The organism is Piscinibacter defluvii (assembly GCF_004011805.1).
GTDB lineage: Bacteria > Pseudomonadota > Gammaproteobacteria > Burkholderiales > Burkholderiaceae_C > Piscinibacter > Piscinibacter defluvii.
This window is the reverse complement of record NZ_RCHJ01000004.1, coordinates 391596-416834: the sequence shown is the minus strand read 5'-3', so window position 1 is coordinate 416834 and position 25239 is coordinate 391596. Positions and strand designations below refer to the sequence as shown.

Here is a 25239-nt window from a genome sequence, read left to right as displayed (position 1 = left end):
CGCCGGTTCGCTGAAAACCCAGGAGCAACGCCATGTCGATGGCCGACCGCGACGGAAAGATCTGGATGGATGGCCAGCTGGTGGACTGGCGCGACGCCAAGGTCCACGTGCTGACCCACACGCTGCACTACGGCTGCGGCGCCTTCGAGGGCGTGCGCGCCTACAACACGGTGGGCGGCACCGCGATCTTCCGGCTGCGCGAGCACACCGAGCGGCTGTTCAACAGCGCCAAGATCCTGCGCATGAAGATCCCGTACAGCTTCGAGCAGGTGGTGGAAGCCCAGCGCGAGGTGGTGCGCGTCAACAAGCTGGAGAGCTGCTACCTGCGCCCGCTCACCTGGATCGGCGACCAGAAGCTCGGCGTCAGCCCCAAGGGCAACACCATCCACCTGATGATCGCCGCCTGGGCCTGGGGCGCCTACCTCGGCGAGGAGGGCCTCAAGCGCGGCATCCGCGTGAAGACCTCGAGCTACACCCGGCATCACGTCAACATCACGATGACGCAGGCCAAGACGGTGTCGAACTACACCAACTCCATCCTCGCCAACATGGAGGCCACCGACGACGGCTACGACGAGGCGCTGCTGCTCGACGCCTCCGGCTTCGTCTCCGAGGGCGCGGGCGAGAACCTGTTCGTCATCAAGAACGGCGTGGTCTTCACGCCCGACCTCTCGGCCGGCGCGCTCAACGGCATCACGCGCAACACCATCTTCGCGATCTGCGCGGACCTCGGCCTCCCGATCGTCGAGAAGCGCATCACCCGCGACGAGGTCTACATCGCCGACGAGGCCTTCTTCACCGGCACCGCCGCCGAGGTGACGCCGATCCGCGAGCTCGACCGCATCGAGATCGGCCGCGGCTCGCGCGGGCCGGTGACCGAGAAGATCCAGAGCGCCTTCTTCGACATCGTCAACGGGCGCAATCCGAAGTACGCCGAGTGGCTCACCAAGGTCTGAAGCGATGAGCGCCGACAAGCAAGCCGTGGTCGAGGTGACCGCGAAGGACCTGCAGGGCCACGGGGTGGTGTACTGCCCGAACCCGAAGATGACGCTGTGGAGCGGCCACCCGCGTGTGTTCATCGACGTGGCCACCACCGGCGAAGGCAAGTGCCCGTACTGCGGCACGCTGTACCGCCTGAAGGCCGGGGAAACGCTCCACGCGCACTGACTCGGGCGCCATGACCCGCGCGCTGATCATCGCGCCGCAATGGATCGGCGACGCGGTGATGTCCGAGCCGCTGCTGGCGCGGCTCGCGGCGCGCGGCGAGCGGCTCAGCGTGGCCGCGCTGCCCTGGGTGGCGCCGGTCTACCGCGCGATGCCGCCGGTGGCCGAGGTGATCGACCTGCCGTTCGCGCACGGCCGGCTCGACTGGTCCGCGCGCCGCGCGCTCGGCCGCTCGTGGCGCGGCCGCTTCGACGTGGCCTACGTGCTGCCCAACTCCATCAAGGCGGCGCTGCTGCCCTGGTTCGCACGTGTGCCGCGGCGCATCGGCTACCGCGGCGAGGGGCGCTGGCTGCTGCTGACCGAGCAGCACCCCAACCCGCCCGGCCGGCCGCCGATGGTGCCGTTCTACCTGGCCCTGTCCGGCGCGCCGGCGCACGGCGACGAGCGCCCGGCCCTCGCCTTCGCGCCCGAGCGCCTGGCGCAGGCCTGCGCCGCGGCGGGCGTGGCGCCCGGCGGTTTCTTCGTGTTCGCGCCCGGCGCCGAGTACGGCCCGGCCAAGGTCTGGCCGCCGGCGCACTACGCCGAGCTCGCGCGCGCGCTGCACGCCGAGCACGGCCAGCCGGTGCTGCTGCTCGGCTCGGCCAAGGAGGCGGCGCTGTGCGGCGAGATCGCCGCGGCCGCCCCCGGCGCCTGCCGCGTGCTGGCCGGCCAGACCTCGCTGCTGGACGCGATGGTGCTGATCGGCGCGTCGCGCGGCATGGTCAGCAACGACTCCGGGCTGATGCACGTGGCCGCGGCCTTCGGGCTGCCGCAGGTCGCGGTGTTCGGCTCCACCTCGCCCGAGCACACGCCGCCGCTGAACCCGCGCGCCCGCGTGCTGTGGCTGAAGGACGAGCTGGGCCTGCCCTGCATGCCCTGCTTCGAGCGCACCTGCCGATTCGGCCACTACCGCTGCCTCGCGGCGGTGGATGCCGCGCGCGTGCAGGCGGCACTTGCCGTGGCACTGCAGCCGCAGCCGCAGGGGCAGGCATGACCCCCCTCGACGCCGGCATCCCCGACGCGCTGATGCGCGACGCGCTGCTGGGCGCGGGCACCTCGGTGTGGGAGTGGCACATCCTGTCCGACCGGCTGAGCAGCATCGACACCAGCCTGGCGCTGCTCGGCTACCCGCCCGGCCTGATGGCCTCGACGCAGGACACCTGGAACGAGGTCATCCACCCCGACGACCGGGCCGAGAACCACGAGGCCTACCTGCGCCACGCGCGCGGGCAGACGCCGATCTACGAGCACGAGTACCGCGCCCGCGACGTGCACGGCCAGTGGCGCTGGGTGGCCGAACGCGGCCGCATCGTCGAGTGGGACGCGCTCGGGCGGCCGGCGCGCATGGTGGGCACGCTGACCGACATCAGCGCGCGCCGCCAGGCCCAGGGCGCGGCGCTGGAGGCGGCCGAGCGGCTGACCAAGGTCTCGCGCCACGTGCCCGGCGTGGTGTTCCAGTACCGCGCCTTCGCCGACGGCAGCGGCCATTTCCCCTGGGTCAGCGAGAGCTGCATCGACCTGCTCGGCATCACCCCCGAAGTCATGACCGGTGATGCCGCGCAGGCACTGCGCCGCATCGAGCGGGCCGACCGCGAGCGCGTGTTCGCCAGCGTGGCGCGGGCGCAGCGCGCGATGCGCCCCTGGCACTGCGAGTTCCGCCTGCACGTGCGCGGCGGCGCGCCGCGCTGGGTGCGCGCGGCCGCGACGCCGCAGCGCGAGGCCGACGGCAGCGCGCTGTGGCACGGTTATGCCGAGGACATCACCGAACTGCGCGAGCTGGAGCAGGCGCGCCAGGCCGCCGCGGCGGCGCAGGCCGCCAACCGCGCCAAGACCGAGTTCCTCTCGCGCATGAGCCACGAGCTGCGCACGCCGCTGAACGCGGTGCTCGGCTTCGCGCAGCTGCTCGAGCTCGACCAGCGCGAGCCGCTCACCGACATCCAGCGCCGTCGCGTCGGCCTGATCCGCGAGGCCGGCACGCACCTGCTGCAGATGATCGGCGAGCTGCTCGACCTGACGCGCATCGAAGCCGGCCAGCTCAGCGTCACGCCTGCGCTGCTGCCGCTCGTGCCGCTGCTGGCCGAATCGCTCGAGATGGTGCGCCCGCAGGCCGACGCGGCCAGCGTGCACCTGCAGTTCGCCGCGCCGCCGGGCGACCCGCAGGTGCATGCCGACCCCACCCGGCTGCGCCAGGTGCTGCTGAACCTGCTGAACAACGCGGTCAAGTACAACCGGACCGGCGGCGACGTCACGCTGGCGGCGATGTGCGAGGCCGGCCGCGTGCGCATCGAGGTGGCCGACACCGGTGTGGGCATCGCCGCGGCCGACCTGCCGGGCCTGTTCGAGCCCTTCAACCGCGGCGCGCACCGCCACAGCACGATCGAGGGCACCGGCATCGGCCTGGCGGTCACGCGCGCGCTGGTCGACCTGATGGGCGGGCGCATCGACGTGATCAGCACGCCCGGCCAGGGTTCGACCTTCGGCGTCGAGCTGCCGCTGGCCGACGCCGCCCCGCCGGCGTAACGCACGTTTACGACTCGGGGGCGCTGCGTCAGCCTGGCGTCACGCGGCGCCGCCGACACTTCGGGTCTTCCCCCGCCCACGAGGACGGTCACCCATGCCCTTGCGTCCTTTCCTGGCGGCCGCCCTGGCGGCCTTGCTGGCCGCGTGCGGCGGCGGTGGCGACGGGACCGCGCCGACCACGCCGCCGGCGCAGGCGCAGGCGGCCTTCGCCTCCAGCAGCGCAGAGATCGCCAATCCCGAGCGCGGCTTCTACACCTGGGCGGCCGACGACCTGCTGCAGTGGACCCAGGCCGACGCGGACGCGCAGTCCGCACGCGGCTACCGGCTCGTCTTCGCCATCGTGCGGCTGGATGCCTACCGCGATGCCGCGTTGCCGGCCGGCCTGCTCGACCAGCTCGAGGCCCGCTTCGCGATCGCGCGGCGTGCCGGGCTGAAGCTGGTGCTGCGCTTCGTCTACAACTACCCGGCCAGCGAGACCGAGTACCGCCAGGCGCAGGACGCGGCGCTGGAACGTGTGCAGGCGCACCTGGCGCAGCTCAAGCCGCTGCTGGCGGCCCAGGCGGACCTGATTGCCTTCCTGCAGGCCGGCTTCGCCGGTGCCTGGGGCGAATGGCATACCTCGTCCAACATGCTGGTCTCGGCCGCCAACCGCACGCGCCTGCGCGATGCGCTGCTGGCGGCGTTGCCGCCCGGCCAGTTCCTGCAGCTGCGCTACCCGGGCCACCTGATGGCCTGGTCCGCCGCCGTGCCGGCGTGGCAGGACGGCTCGCCGGCCTCGCGCCTCGGCCTGCACAACGACTGTTTCCTGGCCTCCGAGACCGATGTCGGCACCTACAGCGACGATGCCGCCACCCGGCGCGCGCAGCGGGCCTACGTGGCCGGGCTGGCGCAGGTGGCGCCGTTCGGCGGCGAGACCTGCAACCCGGCCGACGAACCCGGTGCGCAGCCGCGTTCGTCCTGCGCGGACATCCTCGCCGAGGGCCGCCAGTTCGCGCTCAGCTACCTCAACGACGACTACTACCGCACCCTGTTCCATGCGCGCTGGCAGTCCGAGGGCTGCCTGGCGGAGCTGCGCCGCCGCATGGGCTACCGCTTCGAATGGGTGGCGCTGCAGCACGACGCCGAGCTGGGCGCCGGCGCGTCGGGTCGGCTCGTGCTGACGGTGCGCAACAGCGGCTGGGCGCGCGCCTGGCACGCGCGCGCGCCGGAGCTGTGGTTGCTTTCGCGCGGCGGCGGCACGCGTCTCGAGCTGCCCTTGCCGGGCATCGACACGCGCGACTGGCGGCCCGACACCGAGCAGCGCCTGGAGGCGAGCTTCGTGCTGCCTCCCGGCACGCCGGCGGGCAGCTACGACGTGCTGCTGGCGCTGCCCGACGCCTCGCCGCGGCTGCGTGCCGATCCGCGCTACAGCGTGCGGCCGGCCAATGCGGAGGACAGCGCGCGCGGCCAGGGCTGGGACGGGTCGCTCGGCGCCTTCCGCACCGGCACCACGCTGAGCGTGCGGCCCTGACGCGCCGCCGGCGACCGCTACAGGTTGCCCACCGCCAGCACCGGCCCCGTCGGCGCGCCGGTGGGCGATCCGCCGGGCGGCTCCAGGCTCACGGCCAGGTGGTCGGTGCCCGCCGGCAGCGACGCACGGCGCACCACGGTCACGCCCTGCGCCGAGATCAGCCCGAGCGAGCGCGGCGGGTTGCGGCCGGCCGCGGCCCACAGCTCCAGCACGCGGTCACCCTGCAGGGCCACCGCCGTGATCGGCCGGGTGACCACCGCGCGCCCGTCGCCGCTGATGCTGGCGACGAAGGACGCCGGCACGACCGCCGCGCCGGCGGCCGGCGCGGTGGCATTGAGCACCACGACGAGCGGAGGCTGCGCCGGCCCCGGGCTCGCGAGCAGCACCGCCAGGCTGAGCGCCGCGAGGCCGGCCAGCGCGCTGAGGCCACGCCAGAACGCCAGCCGCGCCCACCAGGGCGGTGCGGCCGGCCGCGCACCGTCGAGCTGCGCCTGGATGCGCTGCCAGACACGCGCCGGCGGGGTCTCGCCGGGCAGCACGGTGGTCAACGGCATCAGGCGTGTTTCCCAGGCGCGCACCGCGGCGCGCAGGCCGGCATGCGCCGGCAGCAGCGCGACGAAGCGGCGCCGCGCCGGCCCGCGCAGGGTGCCGGCCACGTACTCCGCGGCCAGTCGGTCGGCGAGGCGCGGGCGGCCATAGTCCATCAGGCCTTCTCCCCGGCGTCGCGCCGCACCGCCGTGTCCAGGCAGGCGCGCAGCGAGAGCAGGGCACGCCGCACCCAGGACTTGACGGTGCCCAGCGGCTCGCGCAGCCGGGTCGCCACCTCGGCGTGGCTGAGCCCGTCGAAGAAGGCCAGCGCCAGGCACTGGCGCTGCGCGGCGCTCAGCACCGCCATGCAGCGCGCCAGCTCGCGCGCGTCGCTGGCGCGGCCAAGCAGGTCGAGCGGGCCGGGATCGTCCGCGGCCACCTGGTCGAGCATGTTGCCCTCGTCATGGTCCTCGTCGGCGGAGGTGTGCACCGACTGGAGCTGCGGCTGGGTCTGGGCGCGGCGCAGGCTGTCGATCGCCCGGTGCCGGGCGATGCTGGTCAGCCAGGTCAGCGGCTGGCTCTGCGCCGCGTCGAACCCCTGCGCCGAGCGCCAGACGTTGACATACACCTCCTGGAGGATGTCCTCGGCCTGGGCCCGGTCCCGCTGGATGCGCAGGACGACGGCAAACAGATGCGCGCAGGTGCGCTCGTAGAGCGTGCCGAATGCCGCACGGTCGCCCAGGCCGCAGCGCGCCAGCAGCTGCGCGAGCTCGCGGCTGCGGTCGGACCAGTCGGGGGTGGGGCTGGGGCGGGCCATGGGCAATCGCCGGTCTACGCAGCCGGGCGCCTTCCAGATGCACGCCCTCCGTACAATCCCGCCCTCACCTCCTGCCGCCCCATGCCCAGCGCCCGCGAATTCGTCCTCACCCTGTCCTGCCGCGATACCAAGGGCATCGTGCACGCCGTCTCGGGTCTGCTGTTCCAGGCCGGCTGCAACATCATCGACTCGCAGCAGTACGGCGACGTGCTGTCGAGCGACGCGACCGGGCTGTTCTTCATGCGCGTGCACTTCGAGGCGCCGGAGCACCTGGCCGAGATCCGCACCCTCGACCCGCTGTTCACCCACCTGCGCCAGCAGTTCGGCATGGACCTGCGCCTGCACGCGCTGGCGCGCCGGCCGCGCCTGATGCTGATGGTCAGCCGGCACGGCCACTGCCTGAACGACCTGCTGTTCCGCTGGAAGAGCGGCCAGCTGGAGGTGGACATCCCGGCCATCGTCTCCAACCACCCCGACTTCGCCGGGCTGGCGGCCAGCTACGGCATCACCTTCCACCACCTGCCGCTCGCGCCCGGCGCCGGTGCCGAGGCCAAGCGTGCGCAGGAGCGCGAGGTCGAGGCGCTGATCGAGCGCGAGCAGGTCGACCTGGTCGTGCTGGCGCGCTACATGCAGATCCTCTCGGGCGAGTTCTGCGAGGCCCTGCGCGGCCGGGCCATCAACATCCACCACAGCTTCCTGCCCAGCTTCAAGGGCGCCAAGCCGTACTTCCAGGCGCACGAGCGCGGCGTCAAGCTGATCGGCGCGACCGCCCACTACGTCACCGCCGAGCTCGACGAGGGCCCGATCATCGAGCAGGACGTCGAGCGCGTCGACCACACGCTCAGCCCGGAGGACTTCACCGCCGTCGGGCGCGACGTGGAATGCGTGGTGCTCGCGCGCGCGGTGCGCTGGCATGTCGAGCACCGGGTGCTGCTGAACGGGCGCAAGACGGTGGTGTTCCGGTAGCCATGTCGCGCGCCAAGCCCCCGCCCGCGCCGCCGAACTCGCCCGACGAGGTCGAGGCGCAGTTCTACGAGGCGCTGCAGCGCGCCGACCTGGACACGCTGATGGCGGTCTGGTCGGACGACGACGACATCGTCTGCGTGCACCCGGGCGGCCCGCGGGTGGTCGGCGCCAGCGCGATCCGCGCCGGCTTCGAGGCGATCTTCGCCAACGGCGGCGTGCCGGTCGTGCCCGAGCAGGTGCGCCGCCTGCAGACGCTGACCTGCGCCGTGCACAGCGTGCTCGAGCGCATCGAGGTGGGCGGCGAGCCGGGCGCGCAGACCGCCTGGGTGGTGGCCACCAACGTCTACGTGAAGACCACGCAGGGCTGGCGCCTCGCGGCGCACCACGCGAGCCCCGGCACGGCGCGCGAACCGGCCGACCCTGTCGAGGCATCGACGACCCTTCACTGAGTTGGAGCGCTACCGGTCCCCCCGCTGGCTGCCCGGCGGGCATCTCCAGACGATCTGGGCGGCGCTCTATGCGCGCCGCCACCACGGCCCGCGGCCGCGGTTCCGGCGCGAGCGGGCCGACACCCCCGATGGCGACTTCGTCGACTTCGACTGGCTCGAGTCCCCGGCGCCCGCCACGGCCCCGCTGCTCGTGCTGTTCCACGGGCTGGAGGGATCCTCGGCCAGCCAGTACGCGCTCGCCTTCGCCGACCGCGCCCGCGCCCTAGGCTGGCGCTGCGTGGTGCCGCACTTCCGCGGCTGCTCGGGCGAGCTGAACCGGGCGCCGCGTGCCTACCACTCGGGCGACTTCGAGGAGATCGGCTGGATGCTCGGCCGGGTGCGCAGCGCGCATGCCGGGCCGATCGTCGCGGTCGGCGTCTCGCTGGGCGGCAACGCCCTGCTGCGCTGGGCCGAGGAGGCCGGCGACACCGCGGCCCAGACGGTGCGCGCGGTCGCGGCGGTGTGTTCGCCGATCGATCTGGCCGCCGGCGGCCACGCCATCGGGCGCGGTTTCAGCCGGCAGGTCTATACCCGCATGTTCCTGCGCTCGATGAAGCCCAAGGCGCTGGCCAAGCTGGCCCAGCACCCGGGCCTGTTCAGCCGCGAGAAGCTGCTCGCGGCGCGCGACCTGTACGACTTCGACAACGTGTTCACTGCGCCGCTGCACGGCTTCCGCGACACCGACGACTACTGGGCGCGTGCCTCGGCCAAGCCGTACCTGGCGCGCATCCGCATCCCGGCGCTGGTGCTCAATGCCTTGAACGACCCCTTCGTGCCCGCGACCAGCCTGCCGCAGCCGCACGAGGTGGGCGCGCGGGTCACGCTGTGGCAGCCCGCGCACGGCGGGCATGTCGGCTTTCCCGGCGGGCGCTGGCCCGGCCACGTGATGACCCTGCCCGAGCAGGTGACGCGCTGGCTCGCGCAGGCGCTTTGACGCAGCATGTCCGCATGGACGAGATCGTCAAGGCCGCGCTGAAGAAGTGGCCCAACGTGCCGGCCTGCCGCGGCTGGCTGGCGCTCGACGCGCGCGGCGACTGGTACATGCGCGACGAACGGGTGCAGCGCGCCGGCCCGTTCCCGCAGGTCAAGGGCAGCCGCATCCTGCACGACAAGCTGCGCGAGTTCATCCAGCGCAACTACCTCGCGGACGAGCACGGCGCCTGGTTCTTCCAGAACGGCCCGCAGCGGGTCTACGTCGAGCTCGAGGCGGCTCCCTGGGTCTGGCGCCTGATCGCCGGCGAGGGTGCGCCGGCGGTCGTCTCGCACACCGGCGCGCCGGCGCGGGTGGCCGAGGCGCTGGTGGACGAGCGCGGCCGCCTGTTCCTCGCCACCGACCTGGGCCTCGGCCTCGTGCATACGCTGGACATGGACAGCGCGGCCGATGCCGTCGAGCGCGGCCTGTGGGCGCCGCGCGAGGTGGTGTTCGCCGAGCTGCCGGCGCGCCACGGCTACCGGCTCAGCCCGGCGGGCGACGCCGCTCAGCTGCCGTAGAACACGTAGTCGGCCTCGTAGGCCACGGTGCGGCGCTGGCCCTTGCTGGCGGCGTCGCAGGTCGCGGCCGGCGCCACGCCGCCCTTGGTGTTCAGGCGCTGGATGTAGGCCACGCCCTGCATCGCGCCGGCGCCCATGGCCGGCTCGGCCTTCACCAGCTGCAGCGGGATGTTGCCGGCGCCCCCCGGGGCCACGGCCACCTGCTTGCCGGTGACCTTGGAGCCGTCCGCGGCTTCCCAGGTCGGGCCGGCGTAGTACGTGCCGACGTTGCGTCGGCCGTCCGCGAAGAGCGTGGCCATCGGCGCGACGAACACCCACTCGTGCGCGCCGGCCATGTCCTTCTTCTCGCGGCATTCGTAGGTGATCTCGCCGACGCCGGTGGTGGCCATGGTCTGCTTCAGGCCGACCGGCACGCGCACGGCCTCGGGCAACGCGGCGTTGTCCACCGGACGGGTCATCGGTGGCGAGGCACAGGCCGTCAGCAGGGCCAGGGCGCAGAGGGGGAGCAGGGTCTTCATCGGGCACTCCGTGGGCGGGTTGATGGGCGGGAACCTCCGGTCCCCGGCCCCCCCGATACGCCCGCGTGCCCGGGACGGATGCAACGGGCACAAAAAAGCCGGCCCGCAGGCCGGCTTCGGCGCGCCCGTCGCGCGGGCTCAGTTGGCGGCGGAGGCCGCGGCTTCCGGCGCCTTGGGCTCCTCGAGCTTGCCGCCCGCCTTGTTGGCCAGGAAGACGACCGCGCGGCCGATCTCGAAATCGCTGTACTCGCCGCCGCCCTGGGCGGCCATCGCGCCCTTGCCCTTCAGCGCCGAGGTCAGCAGCGCCTCGTAGCCGGTCTTGATGCGCGGCCCCCAGGCGGCCTCGTCGCCGAGCTTGGGCGCGCCGGCGGCACCGCTGCCGTGGCAGGCCGAACACACCGCGGTGTAGACCTGCTCGCCGGTGCGCAGCACGGCCGGGGCGGAGGCGTCCTTCAGCACGATGGTGCCGATCGGCTGGATGCGCTGGGCCACTGCTTCCGGCTCCAGGCTGCGGGTGCCGGCGGCCGGCTTGGAATCGGCGCCGACGTACTTCACCAGCAGCACGATCGCGAAGATCGGCACCAGGAACGACAGGACGACCGTGACGATCAGCTGCTTCGGGGTCTTGATGGGGCCCTCGTGCGGGCCGTCGTCGTCGTGGTCGTGCGCGTCGCTCATGAAATCCTCGGTGGGGGAACGCTCTCGGCGAGCAAAAACCCTCGAATTATAGGGGGCCGGCTGCGCGCGCCCTCGATCCGCTCGGCCAGGTAGAGCGCGTCCCGCGCCACCCCGGAGAAACGCCCCGAGCCCCAGGTGTGCAGCCAGGGCAGGCCGAGGAAGTACAGGCCCGGCTGGCTGCTGACGCCGCGCCGGTGCGCCGGCTGGCCGCGGCCGTTGAACACCGGCACGTCGACCCAGCTGAAGTCCGGCGCGAAGCCGATGCACCAGACCACGCTCGTGATGCCCGAGGCCTGCAGCTCGAGCGTGGTGCGTTCGCCCTCCGGCTGCCACACCGGCTGGTAGACCGAGGGCGGTGGCGCCACGAGGCCGCGCTGGGCGATGAAGGCGTCGATCGAGGCGTTGATGCCGTTGTAGGTGCGGTCGGCGCTGTCCAGGTGCTCGCGCAGGTCGGGTGCGAACTGCAGGGTGCTGCCGTCCAGCCCGAGCAGCGAGCCGTAGAGCTGCATGCCCTCGAGCGCGAAGCGGCGCAGATCGATGTCGCGCCCGCCGTCGCGGCCGGTCACGTAGTGGTTGGTGTTGTCGCGCACGCCCTCGCGCAGCGGGTGCTCGTGCACCGGCATGTCGTAGTAGCCCATGTCGGCCAGCCAGTCGACCACGTCGCGGCCGCGGTAGAAACGCGCGCAGCGTGGTGCGTTGCCGGTGGCCAGCACCACGCGCCGGCCGGCCAGGTGCAAGTCTTCCGCGATCTGGGCGCCGGACTGCCCGCAGCCCACCACCAGCACCGCGCCCTCGGGCAGCTGCGCGGGGCTGCGGTACTGCTCCGAATGCATCTGCACGAGGCCCGCCGGCAGCCGCTCGGCCCAGCGCGGCACGATGGGGGTGTGGTAGCCGCCCGAGGCGACGACCACCTGGCCGGCGCGCAGCGTGCCGGCCGAGGTCTGCAGCTCGAAGCCGTCGTCCACCGGCCGCACCCGCGTGACGCTGACGCCGCTGCGCACCGGCGCGGCCACGTGGCGCTCGAAGCCGGCCAGCCAGTCGAGGATCTGCTCCTTCTTCATGAAGCCGTGCGGGTCGTCGCCGGTGTACTCCCAGCCCGGCAGGCGGCATTGCCAGTTGGGCGTGACGAGGCAGAAGCTGTCCCAGCGCCGCTCGCGCCAGACGTGCAGCGGGCGGTGCTTCTCCAGCACCAGGTGGCCGATGCCGCGCTGCTGCAGGTAGTACGACAGCGACAGCCCGGCCTGGCCGGCGCCGACGATGACGACCTCGTGCTCTTCGGTGGTCCAATCCATGGGCGATTCCCTCAGTCGAAGGCGACGATGCGCACGGCCGCGTCGTCCCCGGGTGGAAAGTCCGAGGCCCGTGCCTCGATGCGCGCCAGCTGGTCGAGCGCCGACGAGCAGGCGAAGCCGTACTTCGCGCGCACCCGCTCCGAGGCGATCTGCAGCGCCTCGCGGCTGCGCCGCACGAACTCCGGCAGCGGGTAGGCCGACCCGGGCTCGAAGTAGTCGTGGATCACGAGCGAGGGCGAATAGCAGCGCTCCTCGCTGCCGTCCGGCCAGCGGACGCGGAAGTGCATCTCGGGCATGTGGTCCTCTCAGTTCAGCAGGGCGCGGTACAGCTCGACGTGGCGCGCCGCACTCGCCGGCCAGCTGTAGCGCCGGCACACCGGCGGCACCTCGGCGGCCAGCGCACGCCGGCGCGAAGGCTCGACGGCGCGACGCATCGCCAGCGCGATCGAGGCCGGATCCTGCGGGTCGGCGTAGAGCGCGTGGCCGTCGATCACGGTGTCTTCGAGGTACTCGGTGAAGGGCGGGATGCCGGAGACGACCACCGGCGTGCCGCAGGCCAGCGCCTCCAGCACGACCAGGCCGAAGCCCTCGCGCAGCGACGGCATCACCAGCGCATCGGCCAGGCGCAGCAGCGGCGGCATGTCCTCGTCGAGCAGCGGGCCGGTGAGCACGAGGTCGGTGCCGGTCTTCAGGCCGACCTCCTCGGCCAGCGCGTGGAAGGCGCGCCAGGTGTCGCTGTGGTCCAGCAGGCTGGCGCCGCCGGCCACCACCAGCTGGGCCTGCGGCAGCTCCTCGCGCAGCCGGATGTAGGCCTCGAGCAGGCGCACGCTGTTCTTGCGCGCCTCGATGCCGCCCACCGAGAGGAACAGCGGTGCGCCGCGGCGCAGGCCGAAGTGGCCGGCCAGGGCCGTGTCGCGCGCGCTCGGCATGCGGCCGAAGTGCGCGCAATCGACGCCGTTGGCCACCAGCGCCGCGTCCAGCCCGAACTCGCGCTTGATTGTCATGCACCAGCCGGGGCTGACGCAGAGCACGCGCGCCGCCTGCTGCACCGAGCGGCGCTGCCAGGCCGCCAGGCGCGAATCCTCGAACGGGTCGAGGTGGTGCACCGTGCGCACGAAGCCGGCGATGCGGCCGGCCTCGGCCAGATCGGCCAGCGCATTGCCGCCGATGCCGTCGTGCGCATGCAGGATGTCGAAGGTTTCGTGCTGCAGGCGCCGTGCCAGGTGCTCGCGCAGCGCGACGATGTGCTCGCCGACGCGGTCGGCCAGGCGCTTGGGCGCGGGCGGCACGGGCACGAGATCGACCTCGTGCGGCGCCTCACGGAACAGCCGCTCGCCGGGCGCGGCCGGGGCGAACACCGTGACGCGGTGGCCGAGGAAGTGCAGCGCCCGCGCCAGCTCGAGCGTGTGCACGACCCCGCCACGCGGGTTCACCGAATGGGTGAACAGCCCGATGCGCAATGCGTCAGCCATGCGCGGCCTCGGGCGCGATCACGAAGGAGCGTTCGGCCAGGTTCCACAGTTCGACGCGCTCGGCGCCGCGGCGCAAGGTGAGGCGGCGGCTCGCATCCACCTCGCCCACCGCGGCGGCGGCGATGCCGCGCTCGGCAAAGCGCTGCAGGACCGGCTCGACCGTCGACTCACGCAGCGAGAGCACGAAGCCGAAGCTCGGGAAGGTCTGCAGCCAGCGCGCGAGCGGCACGCCCTCGGGGCGCGGGATGGCATCGACCTCGATGCTCGCGCCGACCTGGGAACCGTCCGCCAGCATCAGCGTGGTGCCGATGGCGCCGGCCATCGAGATGTCCTTGGCCGCGTCGGCCAGCCCGCTCTCGGCCAGTTCGGCGAGCAGCTCGAAATCGGCCCGCGCACGCCCGGCCGGTGCGCGTGTCGCGGCGTTCCAGAACGGCTGCTCGCTGTCGTAGGCGCCGCGCAGGTCGATGGCCATCACCAGCGTGTCGCCCGGCCGTGCGGCGAAGCTGGTGAGGAGGCGTGTCGCGCGCCCGAGCACCGCCACCGCGAGCCCGGCGCGCGCCGCGCGGCAGTTGCTGTGGCCACCGACGATGGGCACGCCATAGGCGCGCGCGGCCGCGGCCAGGCCGTCGAGCACCTGCAGGCCGGGCTCGGCACCCGGGCTCCAGAGCGCGTCGACCACCGCGAGCGGCCGGCCGCCCATGGCGGCGATGTCGGCGAGGTTGACCATCACGCCGCACCAGCCGGCGAACCAGGGCTGCGCCGCGACGAAGTCGTCGACGAATCCTTCGATGGCGAACAGCAGGTGGCCGTCGCCCTCCGGAATGGCCGCGCAGTCGTCGCCGTTGGCAATCGCGCCCGGTGCGCCGAGCCGCGCCACCACGTCGGCGATGTCGGCCTTGTGCGCGAAGCCCCGGCTCTCGCGCAGCGCGGCGGCCAGCTGCTCCAGTGCGGTCATGCGATGCGCCGCGGCCCCGTCACGAAGCCCGTCATCGGGTCGTGGCAGGGCGGGTAATGCGCCAGGTCGGCCTGCATCAGGTGGTGCGGCCGGCCGTGCAGGGTCTCGGCGCGCAGCGCGGTCCAGTGCAGCTTCTCGAACAGCGGCACGTTCTGGCTCTGCACATGCGCGAGGAAGATCCGGCAGCCGCGCGCATGCGCGCTGCAGACCGCGAGGCGGATCAGGGTCGCGCCGAGGTGGCCGTGTTTGCGGTAGGCGGGGTGCACGGCGAGGCGCGAGCCCCACCACAGCCCGTCGCCATCGTCGGCCGCGTGGATGCGCACCGTGCCCACCACCTCGTCGGGCATGCCGCCGAGCGCGGACACGGCCACGAGGGTCTGCGCCTGCGCGTCGATGGCGTCCAGGTCGTCACCCTCGAACACCTGCTGCTCCTCGCAGAACACGCGCCGACGCAGCGCGCGCGCCTGGTGGATCTCCCAGCCGCCATCGGCCCACTTGACGCGGAACTCGCAGGGCACGAAGGCGGAGTCGAGCTCGCAGATCGCATCGGTGCGCAGCATGGCCGGCTCCTTCAGGACTCGTAGACCGACAGGGACGAACACGCGCCGCACTTGCCGCAGCCCGCCTTGATGTCGCCCGAGCGCAGGCCCGCGGCGGCGACCATCTCGCCCAGCGGCTGCAGCAGGTCCTTCATGAACCCGGGGCTGGGCGCGGGGTGGTCTTCCAGCGGCGTGCCGGTGATCGGCACGAAGGGCACGACGAAGGGGTAGACCCCGAGCGCGAGCAGCTTCTCGCTGATCGAGAGGATGGCCTCGCGCGTGTCGCCCAGCCCGGCCAGGATGTAGGTGCTGACCTGCCCGCGGCCGAACACCTTCACCGCGGCGGCGAAGGCCTCCAGGTAACGCTGCACCGGCACCGCGGCCTTGCCCGGCATGATCTGCTCGCGCAAGGACGGGGTCACCACCTCGAGGTGCATGCCGAGGGTGTCGATGCCCGCGTCGTGCAGGCGGCGGAACCAGGCGTCGTCGTCCGGCGGCTCGCACTGGCCCTGGATCGGCAGCTCGGCATGCGGCCGCACCGCGGCCTTGATCGCAAACGCGCTTTCGGCCAGCACCTGCGCGCCCCGGTCGCTGCCGGGCGGGGTGCCGGTGGTCAGCACCATGTGCTTCACGCCGTCGAGCAGCACGGCCGCGCGCGCCACCTCGGCGAGCTGCTCCGGCGTCTTGTGCGCGATGGTGCGGCCGGCCGCGAGGCTCTGGCCGATCGCGCAGAACTTGCACGCCTTGCGCCGGCTCTCGTAGCGGATGCAGGTCTGCAGCACCGTGGTGGCGAGCACGTCGGCGCCGTGCAGCGTGGCGATGTGCGAGTAGGGCACCCCCTCCAGCGTCTGCAGGCCGTAGAAACGCGGCGCGCGCGGGAACTCGATCTGCGCGATGGGGATCGTGTCGCGCAGCACGCGGCTGCGGCCCGCCGCATCCGGCGCCTCGACCACGAAGGGCGAGTTGAACGCGCTGCCGGTGTGCACCGGCACCATGATCGTGTGGCCGTCGATCGTCACGGCCTTGTGGTCCGACGGGCCCGCGCCGCCGCGCCGGCTGGCGACGCCGGCGCCGGCGGCCAGGCGCTGGTCAGCCAGCCGCAAGCCGTAGGACTGCAGCTCCGTCATCAGCTGTCGGTTCGAGGCGTTCGGCGTGTCCATGGGTGTCGCTCCAGCGGGTGACCGGCAGGGCCGGCCGGTCGTCGATGTGCAGGCTCAGCAGCTCCGGGCGGGCGTAGTGGCCGACCGAATCCATCATCCGTTTGCGCTTGGCCACGAGCGCCAGGTCGAGGTCGGCGATCACCAGGCCCTCGCCCTCGCGCAGCGGCGGGGCGAGCAGCACGCCCTCGGGTGAGACGATGGCGGTGCAGCAGCCACCGCGCAGCGCCTTCTGCAGGCCGGCATCGGGCGTGATGCGGGTGATCTGCGCATCGGTCAGCCAGCCGGTCGCATTGACCACGAAGCAGCCGGCCTCCAGCGCGTGGTGGCGGATCGTCACCTCCATCTGGTCGGCGAAGATCTGCCCCACCATCGAGCCGGGGAACTGCGCCGCGTGGATCTCCTCGTGCTGCGCCATCAGCGCGTAGCGCGCCAGCGGGTTGTAGTGCTCCCAGCAGGCCAGCGCGCCGAGCCGGCCGACGGCGGAATCGACCACCTTCAGCCCGCTCGCATCCCCCTGCCCCCACACCATGCGCTCGTGGTAGGTGGGCGTGATCTTGCGGCGCTTGAGCAGCAGGCTGCCGTCGGCGTCGAACACCAGCTGGGTGTTGTAGAGGCTGCCGTGGTCGCGCTCGTTGACGCCGAGCACCACCACCACGCCGTGGCGGCGCGCGGCGGCGGCGACGGCCTCCGTCACCGGCCCCGGCACCACCACCGCTTCCTTCACCAGCCGCAGGTGCTCGGCACCCTGCTGCACCGGCGGCAGCACGAAGGAGAAGTACGGGTACCAGGGCACGAAGGTCTCGGGAAAGACCACCAGCTGCGCACCCTGCGCCGCCGCGTCGGCCAGCGCCGCGAGCACCTTGGCGAGGGTGCCCTCGGCGCTGTCCAGGTCGGGGCTGATCTGGACGGCGGCGGCCCGTACGACCCTGCTCATGTCACAAGGTCCAGGTGTTGATGATGAACGCGCCTTCCCGGCGGTGCAGCAGGATGCAGTCCAGCACGTCCAGCGGGTTGATCGGCCGCACGCCCTCGATCAGCGAGGGCTCGCCGTGGCCATAGAGCGCCTGCAGCGCGAAGCGGCAGGCGTAGACCTTGCCGCCTTCGGCGATGAACTTCTCGATCTGCTTGTTGAAGTTCAGGTGGCCGGGGAAGGCCTCGTCGCCGAGCGTCGGGAAGCCGCGCTTCACGCCCAGGGTGACGCCCGGGCCGTACAGCAGGATGGAGGTGTCGAAGCCCTTGCGCTGCAGCCGGGTCGCCTGCAGCAGGTTGACGAAACCGATCGAGCCCTCGAACGCGACGGTGTGGAAGGTGACCAGCGCCTTCTCGCCGGGCTTCGAGGCCTTCACGTCCTCGAAGACCTTCTCCTCGTAGTCGACGAGGAACTCGCCCTTCTGGTTGGCGGGCTTGGTGACTTTCGGCATGGACGACTCCGTGGGTGGAATGGGGTGGACGGATTGCGCGCCCGCCGTTCATTGCATCGGCCGTGCCACCGCGTGGCGCCCCGGCTGCGATCAAGAGCCGATCAAGCCGGCGTTTCCTCGCGGTTTGCGCTGCATCAGGGACAACCCGGGCCGGTTCGGGCAAGCGCGGCACGCACCGCAGGGAGGCGTGCCCATGCGATCAATGCCTCCGATCAACGGCGCGCCCCGCACCGGCAGAGGGCGGCATGCCGTCATCCAGCGGGCACGATGCATGCAGCCGGTCGGGGCGACCCACGCCGGAACGCGATCAATGCCTGCGATCAAGACCACCCATTGGCGCCGCCGACTCGCGGCGAGCGACCAGCCGGCGTATCTGTCGATCGCCGACCTGATCGACGAGGACCTGAAGAGCGGCCGCCTGGCACCGCGCGACCGCCTGCCGACGCTGCGCGAGCTGGCCAGCGAACTGCAGCTGAACTACACCACCGTGGCGCGCGCCTACGCCGAGGCACGCCGGCGCGGGCTGATCGACTCGCGCCCCGGCATGGGCACGCATGTGCGCGGGCTGCGGCCGGCGCTGCCGCTGCGCGGCGGCAGCGGCGCCGAGATGACGATGAACCTGCCGCCCGAGCCGGACGATCCGGCGCTGCTGGCGCGCCTGCACGAGTCCGCCGCCGCGCTGCTGGCGCGTGCCGACCTGTACGCCTTGCTGCGCTACCAGGATTTCGGCGGCAGCGCGGAAGACCGCGACACCGGCGCCGAGTGGCTGCGCGCGCGCCTGCCCGGCACACAGGCGGCGCAGGTGCTGGTGTGCCCCGGCATCCACAGCGCGCTGACGGCACTCGTCTCGCAGCTCGCCCGGCCCGGCGAGGCGATCTGCGCCGAGGCGCTCACCTACCCGGGGCTGAAGGCCATCGCCACGCAGCTCGGCGTCACCCTGCACCCGCTGCCGCTGGACGACGAGGGCCCGAGCGCGGCCGCCTTCGAGCAGGCCTGCCGCAGCGTGGCGCCCAAGGCCCTGTACCTCAACCCGACCCTGCAGAACCCGACCACGCTCACCGTCAGCCGGGCGCGCCGCGAGGCGCTGGCTGACGTGGCGCTGCGCTACAGCATCCCCATCATCGAGGACGACGCCTACGCGATGCTGCCCCGCGAGGTGCCGCTGCCGCTGGCGCAGCTGGCACCGGAGCTGACCTATTACCTGAGTGGCTTCTCCAAGTGCCTGGGCGCCGGCCTGCGCAGCGCCTACGTGCGCGCGCCCAACGAGCGCCTGGCGCAGCGCCTGGCCGGGGCGCTACGCGCCACCACGGTGATGGCCTCGCCGATCACCAACGCGCTGGCCACCCGCTGGGTGCGCGACGGCAGCGCGCAGGCCATGCTGGAGACCATCCGCGCCGAGTGCGAGGCGCGCCAGGCGCTGGCCGCGCGGCATCTCGCCGGCCACGCGGTGTGGGCGCAGCCCGAGGGCTTCCACCTCTGGCTGCCGCTCGCCTCGAGCTGGAGCGTGGTGGAGTTCGCCTCCTACCTGCGCACCCAGGGCGTGGCGGTGGTCGCCAGCGCCGCCTTCGCGACAGACGCCGACCCGCCCGACGCGGTGCGCATCTGCCTCGGCGGCCCGCTCTCGCGCGCCGACTGCGAACACGCGCTGCGCCTGATCGCCGACACGCTGGACCACCCCCAGCACCCGCACGCCACGGTGATGTGAGGGGCGCAGGTAGAATCCGGCTCCCCACGAGCGACCGTGGTGAAGTGGATATCATGCAGCCCTCCGAAGGCTACGTCGCAGGTTCGATTCCTGCCGGTCGCGCCAATGCCTTCCGCCGCGGCGCCCGCCGCGGTTGACCCCCTGTCCCGATGCACTCCGCCGCCGCGCGCCGCCTGGCCGTCGGCATCGACGTCGGCACCTCCGGCGTGCGTGCGCTGGCGCTCGGGCCGGACGGCCGCGAGCAGGCGCGCGCCGCCGTGCCCCTGGCGCCGGCACGCCGCGTGGGCGCGAGCGTCACGCAGGCCCCGCAGGCCTGGGCCGAGGCCGTCGACGCCTGCATCGCGGCGCTGAACACGCAGCTCGATCCGGCGCAGGTCGGCGCGGTCGCGTTCGACGGCACCTCGGGCACCCTGCTGGTGTGCGACGACGACGGCATCCCGCAGGCCGATGCACGGCTCTACCACGATGCCGGCTGCGTGGCCGAAGGCGAACGCGTGAACGCCGCCGCGCCGCCGGGCCACGTGGCGCGCGGTGCGGCCAGCGGCCTGGCGCGCCTGTTGCACCTGGGCGCGCAGGCGCCCGGCGCGACCCATGCGCTGCACCAGGCCGACTGGCTGGCCGGCCGGCTGCTCGGCCGCTGGGACCTGAGCGACGAGAACAACGCGCTGAAGACCGGCTACGACCCGCAGGCGCGCGCCTGGCCGGCCTGGGTGCGCCGGCTGCTCGCCGAGGCCGGCTTGCCCGACGCGCTGCTGCCCGCCGTGCACCCGCCCGGCACGCCGCTGGGCAGCTTGTGCGAGGCGGCGGCCACGCGCACCGGCTGGCCGCGCGACTGCCTCGTCGCGGCCGGCACGACCGACGGCGTGGCCGCGTTCCTCGCCACCGGCGCCTGCACGCCGGGCGAGGGCGTCACCTCGCTGGGCAGCACGCTGGTGGTCAAGCAGCTCGCCCGCGCGCCCCTGTCGGCGCCGGCCTGGGGCGTGTACAGCCACCGCCTCGGCGAGCTGTGGCTGCCCGGCGGCGCCAGCAACGCCGGCGGCGCGGTGCTGCTGCAGCACTTCAGCCCCGAGCGCCTGGCGGCGCTCGAGCCGCTGCTGCGGCCCGACGAGCCGACCGGGCTCGACTACTACCCGCTGCCTGCGCCGGGCGAACGCTTCCCGATCGCCGACCCCTCGTTCGCTGGCCGGATCGAACCGCGCCCGGGCGACGACCTGCGGTTCCTGCAGGGCCTGCTCGAAGGCCTGGCGGCGGTCGAGGCGCTCGCCTATGCGCGCCTGCGCGAACTCGGCGCGCCGGCGCTCACCAGGCTCTACAGCGTCGGCGGCGGCGCGCGCAACCGCGCCTTCGCACGCATCCGCGCGCGCGCGCTGGGCGTGCCGCTGGCCGACCCGGCGCACGAGGAGGCCGCGGCCGGCGCGGCTCGCCTGGCGCGCCAGGCCCTGCAGTCGACCCGCGGCCGGGGCTGAGCGCCGCGGCGCCGGCCCGGCGCGGCCAGTCACTGGATGAAGATCCAGTATCGTGTGGGCAGCGGCATGCCATGGCCCACGACACCGACCCCTTCGCCACGCTGAACCCGGAGCAGCGCGCCGCCGTTGCGCACGGCGACGCGCCGCTGCTGGTCATCGCCGGCGCCGGCACCGGCAAGACCAGCACGCTCGCCGCGCGGGTGGCGCGCCTGGTGCTCGACGGGGCCGATCCGAACCGGCTGCTCCTGCTGAGCTTCTCGCGCCGCGCCGCGCAGGAGCTGGCGCGCCGCGCCGGCCGCATGCTGCACCGCGCGCTCGGCTGGGGGCTGACCCAGGCCGCGCCCGAGCTGCCCTGGGCCGGCACCTTCCACGCCGTCGGCGCGCGGCTGCTGCGCGAGCACGCCGGCGCGATCGGCCTGGCGCCGCAGTTCACCGTGCTCGACCGCGGCGATGCCGAGGACCTGATGGGCTGGGTGCGCCAGGAAGGCGGCTTCGCGGCCGGCACGAAGCGCTTCCCGCTCAAGGACACCTGCCTCGCGATCGCCTCGCGCGTGGTCAACAGCCAGGCGCCGCTGGCGCAGGTGGTGGACCAGCATTTCCCCTGGTGCCGCGGGCTCGAGCAACCGCTGGGCCGCCTGCTGGGCGCGTACCTCGACGCCAAGCAGCGCCAGCAACTGCTCGACTACGACGACCTGCTGCTGTACTGGCTGCACATGCTCGGCGAGCCCTCGATCGCGGCCGCGCTGGGCGCGCGCTTCACGCACGTGCTGGTGGACGAGTACCAGGACACCAACCGGCTGCAGGCCGCGATCCTGGCGCGCCTGAAGCCCGACGGCCGCGGCCTCACCGTGGTGGGCGACGACGCGCAGGCGATCTACGGCTTCCGTGCCGCCGAGGTGCGCAACATCCTCGACTTTCCGGCGCAATTCACGCCGCCGGCCGCGGTGATCGCGCTGACGCGCAACTACCGCTCCACCGAACCCGTGCTCGCCGCGGCCAACGCGGTGATCGCGCTGGCCGCCGAGCGGCACCAGAAGACGCTGTGGAGCGACCGGCCGGGCGCGCGGCCCGAGCTGGTCAGCGTCGAGGACGAGGCGGCGCAGGCGCTCTGGGTCGCGCAGCGCGTGCTGCAGCGGCGCGAGGAGGGGCTGGCGCTCAAGCGCCAGGCCGTGCTGTTCCGCACCGGCCACCACAGCGCCGCGCTCGAGCTCGAGCTGACGCGCCGCGGCATCCCGTTCGTCAAGTTCGGCGGGCTGCGTTTCCTCGAGGCCGCGCACGTGAAAGACCTGCTCTCGGTGCTGCGCTGGGTGCAGAACCCGCGCCACCGGCTGGCCGGCTTCCGGGTCGTGCAGCTGGTGCCCGGCCTCGGCCCGGCCGCGGCGCGCCGGCTGCTGGAGGCGATGGGGCCGGCGGACGACCCCGCCGCCGTGCGGCGCGCCTTCCGCGCACCGGCTGCGGCGCGGTCCGACTGGCAGGCCTGGTGCGACGCGGCCGAGGCGATCGAGGCCGCGCCCTGGCCCGAGGCCGCGGCGCTGGCGCTGCGCTGGTACCGCCCGCAGCTCGAGCGCCTGCACGAGGACGCGGCATCGCGCCTGGCCGACTGCGAGCAGCTGGTGCGGCTGGCGGCCGGCTTCGGCAGCCGCGAGCGTTTCCTCGCCGAGCTGACGCTCGACCCGCCCGAGGCGGTCAGCGACGAGGCCGGCGCGCCGCTGCACGACGAGGACTACCTGATCCTGTCGACCATGCATTCGGCCAAGGGCCAGGAATGGGCGGCGGTGATCGTGCTGAACGCGGTCGACGGCTGCATCCCGTCGGACTTGGCCACCGGCCGGGCCGCCGAGATCGAGGAGGAGCGCCGCCTGCTGCACGTGGCCATGACGCGTGCGCAGCACCACCTGGCGCTGATGGTGCCGCTGCGCTTCCACGTCACGCAGCAGCGCGCCGGGGGCGACCGGCACCTGTATGCCGCGCTGACGCGCTTCGTGCCCGAGGCGCTAGCGCCGCTATTCGAGACGGTCGCCGCGCACCAGCAGCGGCACGACGGCGGGTTCGAAGTCGACCAGCGGCCGCGTCTGGACATACTCCAGGCGGTACGCGCCGGGTTCCAGCCACGCGGCGACTAGCGCCAGCGCCCAGCACAGCCAGGCCGACCACAGCGTGTGGCTCGCGAAATGCGCGCCGCGCACCAGCTGGGCCGCGCCGAACAGCGCGCCGAAGGCCAGCAGCAGCGCGAGCAGCACCCGGGCCGCCCGCGGCCGGTGGCGGCGCCAGAGGAAGTACAGCCCGACGAAGGCGAAGGCCGCGACCGCGTGGCCGGAGGGGAAGCAGTGGCCGGCGCCGCCGTCGCTGACGCCGAGCAGCCAGTGCGGCACGTAGGGCACCTTGCCGCCGAAGGGCGCCAGGTCCCAGGGGCAGCTGGTGTGGCTCAGGTGCTTGAGCGCCGGCACCAGCGTCATCGCGGCCACCGACACGACCAGCCAGTAGACCCGCTCGCGCTGCGTCGGGCCGCGCACGATCGGCCGCCAGGCGTCCCAGGCCAGCAGCGCGAGGAACGCCCCGGCGAGCAGCCGCCCGCCGTCGTGCAGCAGCTGCTCGCTCCACCACACGTGGCGCCAGGCGAAGCCGGTGGTGCCGCCGAAGTGCTGCGAGAGCGCCAGGTCCCAGCCCAGCGCCTCCCAGGCGGCCAGCGCGGCCAGCGCGAACAGCGTGGCCCAGCCGGCGCGGTGCAGCGTCGATCCGGCCCGGCTCACGGTGCGGAGGGGGTGCGGCAGGTGCCGGTGAGGTCGAGCTCCGGCTGGTACAGCGCGGTGCGCACGTCCAGCAGGCCGAGCACGGTGTGGAACAGGTGGTCGTGCGCGACCGGCGTACGGGCACGGCGCTGCAGCTCGGGGCCGAGGCAGCCGCTCCTCATGCCGGCCGCCTGCTCGAGGCCGGCGCTCGTCCACAGCACCATCGGCACGCGCTTCTGCACCTCGGGCGCGATGGGGTAGGGCAGGCCATGCAGGAACAGGCCCTGCTCGCCGAGCGACTCGCCGTGGTCGGAGACGAACAGCAGCGCCGAATCGACCTCGCCGGCGTGCGCCTGCAGGCGCCGGATCGCCGTGGCCAGCACCTCGTCGGTGTACAGCAGCGCGTTGTCGTAGGCGTTGACGACCTGTTCGATGCTGCAGCGGCGCAGGTCGTCCTCGCGGCATTCCGGCTGGAACCGCGCGAAGCGCGCCGGGTAGCGCCGGAAGTACGACGGCCCGTGGTTGCCCAGCATGTGCAGCACCCACAGCTGCGTGCCCTGCGCGCTGTTCAGGCGCTGGTCCAGGTCCTGCACCAGGCCCTCGTCGAGGCAGTGGCCGTCGGCGCACAGGCCGGGCAGCTGCTGCGACGCGACCGTCTCGCTCGGCAGGCCGTCGCAGACACCCTTGCAGCCGCTCTGGTTGTCGCGCCACTGCACCGCGACGCCGGCGCGCGCCAGCACGTGCATCAGGGACTGCTGGCCGCGGATGCGGTCCTCGTCGTAGTCGCGCCGTCCGACCGGCGCGAACATGCAGGGCAGCGAGACCTCGGTGTTGGTGCCGCAGGCGCTGACGTCGGTGAAGTTGACCACCGGCAGCGCGGCCAGCTGCGGCGTGGTCTGGCGCGGCGCGCCCGACAGGCCCCAGTTCGCCGCACGCGCCGTCTCGCCGACCACCAGCACCACCACCAGCGGCTTGCGGCGCAGCGCCCAGGAGCTGCCGGCCGCCGCGTCTTCGCCGATGGCCTGGCGCGGCCGGGAGGCGCCCTTGGCGTCGGCCGCGAGCACGGCGCCGGTGGACCACACCAGGCTGGCCGGGGTGATGCGGTAGCGCAGCTCCTTCTGGTTGCGCATCAGCGACGCGAAGGGCTGGAACACCGTCATCAGCGCGCCCAGCGCGGCCAGCAGTGCCAGCAGCAGCAGCGCCGCGCGCCGCCACGCCGAGGCGAGCCAGGGCCGCGGCGCGACCCGCACGCGCCACAGCAGCAGCAGCGGCACGCCGGCATACAGCGCCAGGTGCAGCCACAGCGCCGGCGTCATCAGCTCGCCGGCCTCGGCCGGGTTGGTGCGCAGCACGTTGCGCAGCATCGACGGGTCCATCACCACGCCGAAGGCTTCGACGTAGAAGGTCGCCGCCGCGGCGGCCACGCTCAGCAGCGCGATCAGCGGCTTGACGGTCCAGCGCGTCGCCAGCGTGCCCAGCAGCGCCGCATGAAGGGCGACCACGAGCACGACCAGCGCCGCCCCGAAGCCCCAGGCGGACGGATCGCTCCAGCTGCGCTCGGCCAGGGCGCCGGCGAAGAACAGCCGGTTGGCCGACACCGCCCAGAACAGGCTGGCCACGAGCACCAGCGCCTCGACGCTCAACTCGAGCGGTTCGACGGCCCAGCGGTACAGGCGTGCGCCGAGGGCGGGACGCGAAGACTCCATGGCGCCGATTGGGCCGGCCCCGGATGAAGCGAACCTGAAGCGCCCTGTTCCCGGCGCGCTGCGCCGGGAACAGGC

Annotated in this window: 26 protein-coding genes and 1 tRNA gene; 13 read left to right on the top strand and 14 right to left on the bottom strand. The window is 73.5% G+C overall.

Translation table 11 applies throughout. The features are described 5' to 3' along the window. Positions 1-32 precede the first annotated feature (32 nt). The 5 genes from D9C15_RS14540 to D9C15_RS14520 all read left to right on the top strand — a co-directional run bounded on the left by D9C15_RS14540 (position 33) and on the right by D9C15_RS14520 (position 5233). Entirely contained in the window at positions 33-956 is a 924-nt protein-coding gene (locus D9C15_RS14540; protein WP_127998404.1) for a branched-chain amino acid transaminase, read from the top strand. A 4-nt stretch (positions 957-960) separates the two neighbouring features. Continuing rightward, complete coding sequence (locus D9C15_RS14535) at positions 961-1167, top strand: zinc-finger domain-containing protein (protein ID WP_127998402.1); 207 nt, start codon at positions 961-963, stop codon at positions 1165-1167. A 10-nt stretch (positions 1168-1177) separates the two neighbouring features. Then, positions 1178-2197 (top strand): lipopolysaccharide heptosyltransferase II, encoded by a 1020-nt coding sequence (waaF, locus tag D9C15_RS14530; RefSeq protein WP_127998400.1) that lies wholly within the window; start codon positions 1178-1180, stop codon positions 2195-2197. Next, positions 2194-3723: a sensor histidine kinase gene (locus tag D9C15_RS14525; protein WP_127998399.1), complete on the top strand. Its 1530-nt coding sequence runs from the start codon at positions 2194-2196 to the stop codon at positions 3721-3723. The genes waaF and D9C15_RS14525 overlap by 4 nt, the downstream gene beginning before the upstream one ends. Positions 3724-3817: 94 nt before the next feature. After that, positions 3818-5233: a DUF4832 domain-containing protein gene (locus D9C15_RS14520; RefSeq protein ID WP_127998397.1), complete on the top strand. Its 1416-nt coding sequence runs from the start codon at positions 3818-3820 to the stop codon at positions 5231-5233. 17 nt (positions 5234-5250) lie between these two features. Here the strand turns inward: D9C15_RS14520 and D9C15_RS14515 are convergent, their stop codons facing one another. Together D9C15_RS14515 and D9C15_RS14510 are read right to left on the bottom strand one after the other, a co-directional pair. Further along, positions 5251-5937, bottom strand: a complete 687-nt coding sequence (locus D9C15_RS14515; protein ID WP_127998395.1) for an anti-sigma factor — start codon at positions 5935-5937, stop codon at positions 5251-5253. After that, positions 5937-6578 carry a sigma-70 family RNA polymerase sigma factor gene (locus D9C15_RS14510; protein ID WP_127998392.1) on the bottom strand — a complete coding sequence of 214 codons (642 nt, stop codon included), beginning with the start codon at positions 6576-6578 and terminating at the stop codon, positions 5937-5939. Before D9C15_RS14510 ends, D9C15_RS14515 begins: the two co-directional genes overlap by 1 nt. Positions 6579-6659: 81 nt before the next feature. On the opposite strand from D9C15_RS14510, the gene purU reads away from it, so the two are divergent. Genes purU through D9C15_RS14490 form a run of 4 tightly spaced genes read left to right on the top strand, consistent with a single transcriptional unit; the run spans position 6660 to position 9523 of the window. Then, positions 6660-7544 (top strand): formyltetrahydrofolate deformylase, encoded by an 885-nt coding sequence (gene purU / locus D9C15_RS14505; RefSeq protein WP_127998390.1) that lies wholly within the window; start codon positions 6660-6662, stop codon positions 7542-7544. 2 nt (positions 7545-7546) lie between these two features. Next, positions 7547-7993, top strand: coding sequence for a YybH family protein (locus tag D9C15_RS14500; protein ID WP_127998388.1), 447 nt, complete (start codon positions 7547-7549; stop codon positions 7991-7993). 1 nt (position 7994) lies between these two features. After that, entirely contained in the window at positions 7995-8966 is a 972-nt protein-coding gene (locus tag D9C15_RS14495) for a YheT family hydrolase (RefSeq protein ID WP_127998386.1), read from the top strand. Positions 8967-8980: 14 nt separating this feature from the next. Next, on the top strand, positions 8981-9523 hold the full coding sequence (locus tag D9C15_RS14490) for a DUF2946 family protein (protein WP_127998384.1): 543 nt from the start codon (positions 8981-8983) through the stop codon (positions 9521-9523). On the opposite strand, the gene D9C15_RS14485 is transcribed toward D9C15_RS14490, so the two are convergent. The 10 genes from D9C15_RS14485 to D9C15_RS14440 form a co-directional block, all read right to left on the bottom strand. Then, complete coding sequence (locus D9C15_RS14485; RefSeq protein WP_127998382.1) at positions 9511-10041, bottom strand: DUF3455 domain-containing protein; 531 nt, start codon at positions 10039-10041, stop codon at positions 9511-9513. The genes D9C15_RS14490 and D9C15_RS14485 overlap by 13 nt on opposite strands. 138 nt (positions 10042-10179) lie before the next feature. Next, positions 10180-10719: a c-type cytochrome gene (locus D9C15_RS14480; RefSeq protein WP_127998380.1), complete on the bottom strand. Its 540-nt coding sequence runs from the start codon at positions 10717-10719 to the stop codon at positions 10180-10182. Continuing rightward, positions 10716-12011 (bottom strand): MSMEG_0569 family flavin-dependent oxidoreductase, encoded by a 1296-nt coding sequence (locus tag D9C15_RS14475; RefSeq protein WP_127998378.1) that lies wholly within the window; start codon positions 12009-12011, stop codon positions 10716-10718. Before D9C15_RS14475 ends, D9C15_RS14480 begins: the two co-directional genes overlap by 4 nt. An 11-nt stretch (positions 12012-12022) precedes the next feature. Beyond that, the gene (locus D9C15_RS14470; RefSeq protein ID WP_127998376.1) at positions 12023-12307 is read right to left on the bottom strand and encodes an MSMEG_0570 family nitrogen starvation response protein; all 285 of its coding nucleotides are present in this window, start codon (positions 12305-12307) and stop codon (positions 12023-12025) included. 9 nt (positions 12308-12316) lie between these two features. Next, positions 12317-13483 carry an MSMEG_0565 family glycosyltransferase gene (locus tag D9C15_RS14465; protein WP_127998374.1) on the bottom strand — a complete coding sequence of 389 codons (1167 nt, stop codon included), beginning with the start codon at positions 13481-13483 and terminating at the stop codon, positions 12317-12319. Continuing rightward, a complete protein-coding gene (locus D9C15_RS14460) occupies positions 13476-14438 on the bottom strand; it encodes a sll0787 family AIR synthase-like protein (protein ID WP_127998372.1) in 963 nt (320 codons plus the stop codon). The genes D9C15_RS14465 and D9C15_RS14460 overlap by 8 nt, the downstream gene beginning before the upstream one ends. Continuing rightward, positions 14435-14998, bottom strand: a complete 564-nt coding sequence (locus D9C15_RS14455; RefSeq protein ID WP_127998370.1) for an MSMEG_0567/Sll0786 family nitrogen starvation N-acetyltransferase — start codon at positions 14996-14998, stop codon at positions 14435-14437. The genes D9C15_RS14460 and D9C15_RS14455 overlap by 4 nt, the downstream gene beginning before the upstream one ends. Positions 14999-15009: 11 nt before the next feature. After that, on the bottom strand, positions 15010-16104 hold the full coding sequence (locus D9C15_RS14450) for an MSMEG_0568 family radical SAM protein (RefSeq protein ID WP_127998834.1): 1095 nt from the start codon (positions 16102-16104) through the stop codon (positions 15010-15012). Further along, positions 16067-17071: a Nit6803 family nitrilase gene (locus D9C15_RS14445; protein ID WP_127998368.1), complete on the bottom strand. Its 1005-nt coding sequence runs from the start codon at positions 17069-17071 to the stop codon at positions 16067-16069. Before D9C15_RS14445 ends, D9C15_RS14450 begins: the two co-directional genes overlap by 38 nt. A gap of 1 nt (position 17072) precedes the next feature. After that, complete coding sequence (locus D9C15_RS14440) at positions 17073-17558, bottom strand: MSMEG_0572/Sll0783 family nitrogen starvation response protein (protein ID WP_127998366.1); 486 nt, start codon at positions 17556-17558, stop codon at positions 17073-17075. Positions 17559-17868: 310 nt separating this feature from the next. On the opposite strand from D9C15_RS14440, the gene D9C15_RS14435 reads away from it, so the two are divergent. The 4 genes from D9C15_RS14435 to D9C15_RS14420 all read left to right on the top strand — a co-directional run bounded on the left by D9C15_RS14435 (position 17869) and on the right by D9C15_RS14420 (position 22852). Beyond that, a complete protein-coding gene (locus tag D9C15_RS14435; protein ID WP_127998364.1) occupies positions 17869-19263 on the top strand; it encodes an aminotransferase-like domain-containing protein in 1395 nt (464 codons plus the stop codon). A gap of 30 nt (positions 19264-19293) precedes the next feature. Further along, positions 19294-19368, top strand: a tRNA-Arg gene (locus D9C15_RS14430). Positions 19369-19412: 44 nt separating this feature from the next. Beyond that, on the top strand, positions 19413-20729 hold the full coding sequence (locus tag D9C15_RS14425) for an FGGY-family carbohydrate kinase (protein WP_127998362.1): 1317 nt from the start codon (positions 19413-19415) through the stop codon (positions 20727-20729). A gap of 71 nt (positions 20730-20800) precedes the next feature. Then, positions 20801-22852 (top strand): ATP-dependent helicase, encoded by a 2052-nt coding sequence (locus D9C15_RS14420; protein ID WP_127998360.1) that lies wholly within the window; start codon positions 20801-20803, stop codon positions 22850-22852. On the opposite strand, the gene D9C15_RS14415 is transcribed toward D9C15_RS14420, so the two are convergent. Together D9C15_RS14415 and D9C15_RS14410 are read right to left on the bottom strand one after the other, a co-directional pair. Next, entirely contained in the window at positions 22733-23479 is a 747-nt protein-coding gene (locus D9C15_RS14415; protein ID WP_127998358.1) for a phosphatase PAP2 family protein, read from the bottom strand. The genes D9C15_RS14420 and D9C15_RS14415 overlap by 120 nt on opposite strands. After that, positions 23476-25164 (bottom strand): phosphoethanolamine transferase, encoded by a 1689-nt coding sequence (locus D9C15_RS14410; RefSeq protein ID WP_127998355.1) that lies wholly within the window; start codon positions 25162-25164, stop codon positions 23476-23478. Before D9C15_RS14410 ends, D9C15_RS14415 begins: the two co-directional genes overlap by 4 nt. Positions 25165-25239 lie beyond the last annotated feature (75 nt).